8 protein-coding genes and 1 pseudogene are annotated in these 7,817 nt (G+C 59.8%); 4 read left to right on the top strand and 5 right to left on the bottom strand.

Translation table 11 applies throughout. From position 1 onward, the window contains the following. The 5 genes and pseudogenes from NV64_RS24180 to ydgT all read right to left on the bottom strand — a co-directional run. Positions 1–494, bottom strand: a pseudogene (locus NV64_RS24180) (electron transport complex subunit RsxC); the annotation flags it as partial. Beyond that, entirely contained in the window at positions 487–1,062 is a 576-nt protein-coding gene (rsxB, locus tag NV64_RS17740) for an electron transport complex subunit RsxB (protein ID WP_056241597.1), read from the bottom strand. The pseudogene NV64_RS24180 and the gene rsxB, both read right to left, overlap by 8 nt. Continuing rightward, complete coding sequence (rsxA, locus tag NV64_RS17735) at positions 1,062–1,643, bottom strand: electron transport complex subunit RsxA (RefSeq protein ID WP_056241594.1); 582 nt, start codon at positions 1,641–1,643, stop codon at positions 1,062–1,064. The genes rsxB and rsxA overlap by 1 nt, the downstream gene beginning before the upstream one ends. Positions 1,644–1,794: 151 nt before the next feature. Beyond that, positions 1,795–2,235: a DUF2569 domain-containing protein gene (locus NV64_RS17730; protein ID WP_101506450.1), complete on the bottom strand. Its 441-nt coding sequence runs from the start codon at positions 2,233–2,235 to the stop codon at positions 1,795–1,797. 152 nt (positions 2,236–2,387) lie between these two features. Beyond that, positions 2,388–2,603 (bottom strand): transcription modulator YdgT, encoded by a 216-nt coding sequence (gene ydgT, locus NV64_RS17725; protein ID WP_101506449.1) that lies wholly within the window; start codon positions 2,601–2,603, stop codon positions 2,388–2,390. Between the two features lie 474 nt (positions 2,604–3,077). Between ydgT and ytfQ the strand changes: the two genes are divergently transcribed. The 4 genes from ytfQ to yjfF are packed head-to-tail and all read left to right on the top strand — an operon-like array spanning position 3,078 to position 7,612. Then, on the top strand, positions 3,078–4,034 hold the full coding sequence (gene ytfQ / locus NV64_RS17720) for a galactofuranose ABC transporter, galactofuranose-binding protein YtfQ (protein WP_056241587.1): 957 nt from the start codon (positions 3,078–3,080) through the stop codon (positions 4,032–4,034). Between the two features lie 51 nt (positions 4,035–4,085). Next, on the top strand, positions 4,086–5,609 hold the full coding sequence (ytfR, locus tag NV64_RS17715; protein WP_101506448.1) for a galactofuranose ABC transporter, ATP-binding protein YtfR: 1,524 nt from the start codon (positions 4,086–4,088) through the stop codon (positions 5,607–5,609). Beyond that, on the top strand, positions 5,602–6,621 hold the full coding sequence (ytfT, locus tag NV64_RS17710; RefSeq protein ID WP_056241581.1) for a galactofuranose ABC transporter, ATP-binding protein YtfT: 1,020 nt from the start codon (positions 5,602–5,604) through the stop codon (positions 6,619–6,621). Before ytfR ends, ytfT begins: the two co-directional genes overlap by 8 nt. Next, positions 6,614–7,612, top strand: coding sequence for a galactofuranose ABC transporter, permease protein YjfF (gene yjfF, locus NV64_RS17705; RefSeq protein WP_056241579.1), 999 nt, complete (start codon positions 6,614–6,616; stop codon positions 7,610–7,612). The genes ytfT and yjfF overlap by 8 nt, the downstream gene beginning before the upstream one ends. Positions 7,613–7,817 lie beyond the last annotated feature (205 nt).

Below are 7,817 nucleotides of genomic sequence, written 5' to 3'. Positions count from 1 at the left end.
ACGCCGCGCAGGCCGCCGCGCAGCTTGGTGCCGGTCGGGAAGCCGGCCCCGCCCAGCCCGGCGACGCCGCACTGATGAATATGCGCCACCAGCGCGCCGCGCTCCGCCTGACGATAGTCGGCGAAAGTGGCTTTCTCAGCCCAGCGGTCTTCGCCGTCCGGGGTGATAAAGATGCACATTTCCGCCAGCGCCGACGGATGGGCGGTCATATGCGGGGCAATTTTGGTCACCGTGCCCGAAGAGGGGGCGTGGATCGGCAGCATGCGGCCGTTGCCAAAGGTCAGCGGCTGGCCGCGCAGCACCTTATCGCCGGGGCGCACGGCGATCTCGCCTTCGTTTCCAATATGCTGTTTCAGCGGCAGAATAAACTGCGCGGGCAGCGGCAGCTGGCGCAGCGGCGTGCCGTTAGACTGGGTCTTCATCTCCGGCGGATGAATGCCGCCGTCGAAGTCCCACAGACGATCTTTCTTAAATAATTTGAACAGATTAAACATGGCTTTCTACTGGAATAACCCGGACAGGGATAGCGTGCAGATCCCATTTCCAGTTAGCTGTGGTGGCCGCAACCGGGCGCATCTCGATGCAGTCGGTCGGGCAGGGGGCAACGCAGAGATCGCAGCCGGTGCAGACGTCGCTCAGCACGGTGTGCATCGCGCGGGTGGCACCGACGATGGCGTCCACCGGGCAGGCCTGAATGCACTTGGTACAGCCGATGCAGTTGGCCTCGTCGATCCACGCCACCTTGCGCTCCGGCTCTTTCGCCTGCTCGTCGCCCAGCGGCTGCGGATCGACGTTAAGCAGCGCCGCCAGCTTGAGCATGGTCTGCTCGCCGCCGGGGGCACACTTGTTAATCATCTCACCGTTGTTGCCGACCGCATCCGCATACGGCTTGCAGCCCGGATAGCCGCACTGCCCGCACTGGCTTTGCGGCAGGATGGCGTCAATCTGTTCAACGATCGGGTCTTCTTCCACCTTAAAGCGGCGCGAGGCGTAGCCCAGCAGGCCGCCAAACACCAGGCTCAGGGCGCTCAGTACGACAACAGCAATCCAAATCGCACTCATCAGAACTTCACCAGTCCGGTGAAGCCCATAAAGGCCAGCGCCATCAGGCCGGCGGTCACCAGCGCGATCGACGAGCCCTTAAACGGCGCAGGCACGTCGGCCAGCACCAGCCGTTCACGGATGCCGGCAAACAGCACCATCACCAGCGAGAAGCCGATCGAGGCGCTGAAGCCGTACAGGGCGGCCTGCAGGAAACTGTGGTTAAGGTTAACGCTAAGCAGCGGCACGCCGAGCACCGCGCAGTTGGTGGTGATCAGCGGCAGGAAGATGCCCAGCAGGCGGTAGAGATCCGGACTGGTTTTACGCACCACCATTTCGGTGAACTGCACCACCACGGCGATCACCAGGATATAGGCCATGGTGCGCAGGTAGACGAGGTCGAGCGGCAGCAGGATCAGGTGGTTCACCAGCCAGGCGCAGATCGACGCCAGGGTGATAACAAAGGTGGTGGCCAGCCCCATGCCGATCGCAGTTTCCAGTTTTTTGGAAACACCCATAAAGGGACAGAGGCCGAGAAACTTCACCAGAACGAAGTTATTCACCAGCACTGTGCCAATAAAAAGAAGCAGGTAATCGGTCATAGTTATGCCTGATAAAGAGAGTAAAACCGTCAGCCCTGCACGCACAGGGCGGTGCATATTATCTGATAATGTGGCGCAGGTCACAACTCCCCGCTGACACGGGGGGATCCATAGCGCACTCAGGATTAAATTCTTGACGTTTTTTTCAGCATCAGCGCTCGGTAAACGTCGCTTTTACCCGCTGAGAGCGTCGAAAATAGGGGGCCAGCACGCTGGCCGCCAGCAGGGCGATCAGCAGCGTGCGCGTGGCCGCACCGTCGGTCACCGACGAAAAAGCGAACGACTTCAGCGCCAGCAGCACCGTCAGCAGCAGCCAGATAATGTAATGGCGCGGTACCCGCTGTGAACGCTGACAGAACAGCCAGGTAAGCCAGCCGCTGTAGACCAGCATCAGCGCCGAGGTCAGCAGCGAGGCCGCCCACGGAATGAACGCGCCTCCGGCCTGGCTGAACAGCACGTTGCGCAGAGCAGGGTCGAGCAGCGCGCTCAGGTACATGGTCATCACCAGCCCGCTGGTCAGCAGCGTCAGGATCAGCCAGGCCAGCGGGGCCAGCAGCCAGCCGCCAATACGCGTTTTAGAGTCAGTAGCCACGGGGTGTCCTTAAGTGAAGCCGCAAAGTGCCGCAGGCGTGCCCCGCCTGCCGTTTTGCAAAGCGGATAATTATACGGAATAAACGCAGGCAGATCATCAGAACCAGAGAGGTTTTACCCGTCGTCGTGCTACCGGAACAGGCGGAAAAGTGGTTACACGACGTAATGCCAGACCGTTTTCGGCACGCGGCCCGGATCGTACAGGCGGCCACCGGAGGCCAGCTCGGCGCGGCGGTGATCGGCGGCGCGGTACATCAGGATAATGTCGCGGTCATCGTTCAGGGAATAGTGGAGATGATCGAACAGTTTCTCCAGGCTCTCCGCTGAACTCACTTTGCGGAATTTCATCAGATAATCAAGAAAGGTCATAGTGGCGGTTGGAAATAAAAATGAGAATGTTCAAGTATATGTGGCCGTCGGACGGAGTCCAGACCGGCAAGTGTAAAATTGTTAAAAATTTTCATAAAGCGTCGTTTCCTGGGCGAATCGGCGCGTTGAGCGCCGCGCGCCTGCTGGTCAAAGTGTGTTGCAGTTCACAAAGTTGGCTTTTGCCCGCGCCGGTAATGGTCCGCTAAGCAATGACAGATCTTCACGCGGTGCTGTAATCGCTACCAAATGTTCGTTACGCAAACGCTTATGTTTATTACGATTATTTAACCTTATTTTTTCCCCACCCAGGCGTTTATTCCATATGACCCGGCGGCAGCCAATGAGGTGAGTTGGCGTAACTCATTTGTTTTTCAGGATTTTGTGAGCATTGTCCAAAATGTTATTCGTTAAATAGTCCAGGCTAACAGGGCTGTTAATCATGAACGATATCATCCCATCAGAGGAACAATGATCATGTGGAAGCGTTTACTCTTATCCACCTTAATTGGTGCCAGCTTGTCTGTACCGGCAATGGCTGAAAATCTGACCGTGGGTTTCTCGCAGGTTGGCTCCGAATCGGGCTGGCGCGCGGCAGAAACCAGCGTGGCAAAAAGTGAAGCACAGAAACGGGGCATCACCCTGAAGATTGCGGATGGTCAGCAGAAACAGGAGAACCAGATCAAGGCGGTACGCTCCTTTATCGCCCAGGGCGTTGATGCCATCTTTATTGCGCCGGTGGTGCAAACCGGCTGGGAACCGGTGCTGGAAGAAGCAAAAGACGCCAAAATTCCGGTGTTCCTGCTGGACCGCGCCATCGTGGTGAAGGACAAATCGCTGTATCAGGCGGTGGTCACCGCGGATAACGTGCTGGAAGGCAAGCTGATCGGCGACTGGCTGGTAAAAGAGCAGGCCGGTAAACCTTGTAACGTGGTCGAACTGCAGGGCACCGTCGGCGCCAGCGTGGCGATTGACCGTAAGAAAGGCTTTGCGGAAGCGATTGCCAACACGCCAAATATCAAGGTGATCCGCTCGCAGTCCGGCGACTTTACCCGCAGCAAAGGTAAAGAGGTGATGGAGAGCTTTATCAAGGCGGAAAACAACGGCAAAAACATCTGCATGGTTTACGCGCACAACGACGATATGGCGATTGGTGCCATTCAGGCGATCAAAGAAGCCGGCCTCAAGCCGGGCAAAGATATTCTCACCGGATCGATCGACGGCGTGCCGGATATCTATAAAGCGATGCTGGCCGGTGAGGCGAATGCCAACGTTGAGCTGACGCCAAATATGGCCGGCCCGGCGTTTGACGCGCTGGAAAAACTGAAAAAAGACGGTACCGCACCGCCGAAAATTATTAAAACCGAAACCAAACTGTTCCTGCCTGCCGATGCGCAGACCGAGCTGGACAGTAAAAAGGGTATGGGTTACTGAGACACCTTGCCGCCCGACGCCGGGCGGCTTTTCTCGTATTGAGGCAGGCGTATGACCATCGAGAACTCGGCACCGACGCTGCTGGATATTCGCGGCGTCAGCAAAACCTTCCCCGGCGTGAAAGCGCTGGACAACGTCTCGTTCTCGCTGCGTGCGGGCGAGATTATGGCGCTGCTCGGCGAAAATGGCGCGGGTAAATCGACCATAATTAAGGTGCTGACCGGCGTATACACCCGTGACGCTGGCACCCTCGCGCTGCAGCAGCAGCCGATCGACCCACGCAGCACCGCCGAGGCCCAGCAACTGGGCATTGGCACCGTGTACCAGGAAGTGAACCTGCTGCCGAACATGTCGGTGGCGGATAACCTGTTTATCGGCCGCGAGCCGAAACGCTTCGGTCTGATTGACCGTAAAACCCTCAACCGTCGCGCCGCCGCGCTGCTGCAGGAGTATGGCTTCGAACTGGACGTCACCCGTCCGCTCGGGCACTTCTCGGTGGCAATGCAGCAGATTATCGCCATCTGCCGCGCGGTGGACCTGTCGGCCAAAGTGCTGATCCTCGATGAACCCACCGCCAGCCTCGACGCGGAAGAGGTCGAAATGCTGTTCACGCTGATGAAACAGCTGCGCGATCGCGGGATGGGGCTGATTTTCGTCACCCACTTCCTCGACCAGGTTTATCGCATTACCGATCGCATTACCGTGCTGCGCAACGGCCAGTTTATCGCCACCCGCGACACCGCCACGCTGCCGCGCGTCGAGCTGATCAAGCTGATGCTCGGGCGCGAGCTGATGGAAACCGCGCTGCAGCGGGCCGGCAGCACCCTTAAAAGCGAACGCCCGGTGGTGGAGTTTAAAGACTTTGGCAAAAAGGGCACGCTGGCCCCGTTCAGCCTGAGCGTAAGGCCGGGTGAAGCGGTGGGCCTGGCCGGGCTGCTCGGCTCCGGCCGCACAGAAACCGCCGAACTGATGTTCGGCATCCGCCGCGCGGACAGCGGCACGGCGCTGATTAAAGGCCAGCCGCACACGCTGCGTTCGCCGGGCCAGGCGTCGCGCCTCGGCATGGGGTTCTGCCCGGAAGATCGCAAAACCGACGGCATTATCGGTGCCGCCTCGGTGCGCGAAAACATTATCCTGGCGCTGCAGGCGCAGCGCGGCTGGCTGCGGCCGCTGCCGCGCGCCGAACAGCAGCAGATCGCCGACCGCTTTATTAAGAGCCTCGGCATCCGCACGCCGGACGCCGAACAGCCGGTGCAGCTGCTCTCCGGCGGCAACCAGCAGAAGGTGCTGCTGTCGCGCTGGCTGGTGACCAAACCGCAGTTTCTGATCCTTGATGAGCCGACGCGCGGCATTGACGTCGGTGCCCACGCCGAAATTATCCGCCTGATCGAAACCCTGTGTGCCGACGGGCTGGCGTTGCTGGTGATCTCCTCCGAGCTGGAAGAGCTGGTCGGTTACGCCGATCGGGTGGTGATCCTGCGCGATCGCCAGCAGGTGGCGGAAATCCCGCTGGAACAGCTGTCGGTGGCGGCAATTGTTAACGCCATCGCCGCAGGAGGGGAGCAGCATGCTTGAAACAGACCTGGTGCCGGGGAAAACGCCGATGCGCAAACGTAAACTACCGCCGGGGCTGCCGCAGATCGCCGCGCTGATGCTGGTGCTGATTATCGACAGCCTGGTGGCAAACAACTTCTTTGCTATCCACCTGCAGGACGGGCGGCTGTTTGGCAGCCCGATTGACATCCTTAACCGCGCCGCGCCGGTGGCGATCCTTGCCATCGGCATGACGCTGGTGATCGCCACCGGCGGTATCGACCTGTCGGTGGGCGCGGTGATGGCTATCGCCGGGGCCACCGCCGCCACGCTGACCGTGGCCGGCCACAGCCTGCCGGTGATCATTCTGGTTACCCTCGGCAGCGGCCTGCTGTGCGGGCTGTGGAACGGCGTGCTGGTGGCGCTGCTGAAAATCCAGCCGTTCGTCGCCACCCTGATCCTGATGGTGGCCGGGCGCGGCGTGGCGCAGCTGATTACCGAAGGGCAGATCGTCACCTTTAACAACGACGCGCTGGCGCAGCTGGGCAGCGGCACGCTGCTGTGGCTGCCGGTGCCGCTGTGGATCACCCTCGGGCTGGCGCTGCTGGTGTGGCTGCTGGCGCGAAAAACCGCGCTGGGGCTGTTTATCGAGGCGGTGGGCATTAACCTGCGCGCGGCGCGCAACGCCGGCGTTAACGGCTGGCTGGTGGTGATGAGCACCTATCTGCTGAGCGGGCTGTGTGCGGCGGTGGCAGGCTTAATCGTCGCGGCGGATATCCGCGGCGCGGACGCCAACAACGCCGGGCTGTGGCTGGAGCTGGACGCCATTCTGGCGGTGGTGATCGGCGGCGCGTCGCTGATGGGTGGGCGCTTTAACCTGTTTCTGTCGCTGATCGGCGCGCTGATTATTCAGGCGATGAACACCGGTATTCTGCTGTCGGGCTTCCCGCCCGAGCTGAATCAGGTGGTGAAAGCGGTGGTGGTAATGGCGGTACTGCTGCTGCAGTCGCCACGATTTATTCAACTGTTCAAGCGAGGGCCACGCCGTGATTAAACGTCATTTACCCTTAATGATTACCCTGCTGGTGTTTGTGGCGGGCTATCTGTTCTGTCTGAGCCAGTTTCCCGGCTTCGCTTCCACGCGGGTGATCGCCAATATTCTGACCGATAACGCGTTTCTCGGCATTATCGCGGTGGGGATGACCTTTGTGATCCTCTCCGGCGGTATCGATCTGTCGGTGGGGGCGGTGATCGCCTTTACCGGGGTGTTTCTGGCGCGGGCGATTGGCGACTATAACCTGAACCCGTGGCTGGCGTTTGCGCTGGTGATGGGGATGGGGTCGGCGTTTGGTGCCTTTATGGGCTGGCTGATCGACGCGCTGAAGATCCCGGCGTTTATTATCACCCTCGCCGGGATGTTCTTTCTGCGCGGCTGCAGTTATCTGGTGGCTGAATCTTCGCTGCCGATCGACCATCCGCTGTACGGCACGCTGTCGTCGATGGCGTGGAAGATCCCCGGCGGCGGGCGGCTTAGTCTGCTGGCGGTGATTATGCTGGCGGTGGTGGTGTTTGGTATTTTAGTGGCGCACCGTACCCGCTTTGGTAATCAGGTGTATGCCATCGGCGGCAACGCGACGTCGGCGCAGCTGATGGGGATTTCCACCCGTAGTACCACGGTGCGTATTTATATGCTGTCGTCGGCGCTGGCGACGCTGGCCGGGATTGTGTTCTCCATTTATACGTCGGCGGGGTATGCGCTGGCGGGGATGGGGGTGGAGCTGGATGCGATTGCGTCAGTGGTGATTGGCGGGACGCTGTTGTCCGGCGGGGTGGGTACGGTGCTGGGGACGCTGTTTGGCGTGCTGATTCAGGGGTTGATTCAGACGTGGATCAATTTTGACGGCACGCTGAGTTCGTGGTGGACCAAGATTGCGATTGGCGTGCTGTTGTTTGCCTTTATTGCGCTGCAGCGGGTGTTGTCGGTGATGTGGGACAGGCAGCAGAATGCGCCGGTGAAGCGGCTTAATTCGGGGGCGGCGGGGTAGTTCTTTCGTTGCTGGCATGGGAAGGGGGGCGATTTAAGGATCGTTCCCCTTTTTTGGCTTTGGGGTTTGGTTGCTTTTAGTTTGGATGCCTGGCTTATCGGGGTAATCCGGAACGCGGACCCGCTACACCGTATATGGACGCTCCCGGTTGAACAAGGCGTTTTTCAGTAAGAGGTAAAATCGGTAAATGCAGCCATATATCCGG

Origin of the sequence: Erwinia sp. B116, from assembly GCF_002865965.1 — a bacterium.
In the GTDB taxonomy this organism is placed as follows: domain Bacteria; phylum Pseudomonadota; class Gammaproteobacteria; order Enterobacterales; family Enterobacteriaceae; genus Erwinia.
The sequence above is the reverse complement of the archived record's forward strand: the minus strand, read 5'-3'. Positions and strand labels throughout refer to the sequence as shown.

Excerpts from the sequence above, each read along its gene's own strand:
- ydgT (WP_101506449.1), bottom strand. The coding sequence starts at position 2,603 with ATGACCTTTCTTGATTATCTGATGAAATTCCGCAAAGTGAGTTCAGCG.
- rsxB (WP_056241597.1), bottom strand. The coding sequence starts at position 1,062 with ATGAGTGCGATTTGGATTGCTGTTGTCGTACTGAGCGCCCTGAGCCTG.
- ytfT (WP_056241581.1), top strand. The coding sequence starts at position 5,602 with ATGCTTGAAACAGACCTGGTGCCGGGGAAAACGCCGATGCGCAAACGT.
- ytfR (WP_101506448.1), top strand. The coding sequence starts at position 4,086 with ATGACCATCGAGAACTCGGCACCGACGCTGCTGGATATTCGCGGCGTC.
- rsxA (WP_056241594.1), bottom strand. The coding sequence starts at position 1,643 with ATGACCGATTACCTGCTTCTTTTTATTGGCACAGTGCTGGTGAATAAC.
- ytfQ (WP_056241587.1), top strand. The coding sequence starts at position 3,078 with ATGTGGAAGCGTTTACTCTTATCCACCTTAATTGGTGCCAGCTTGTCT.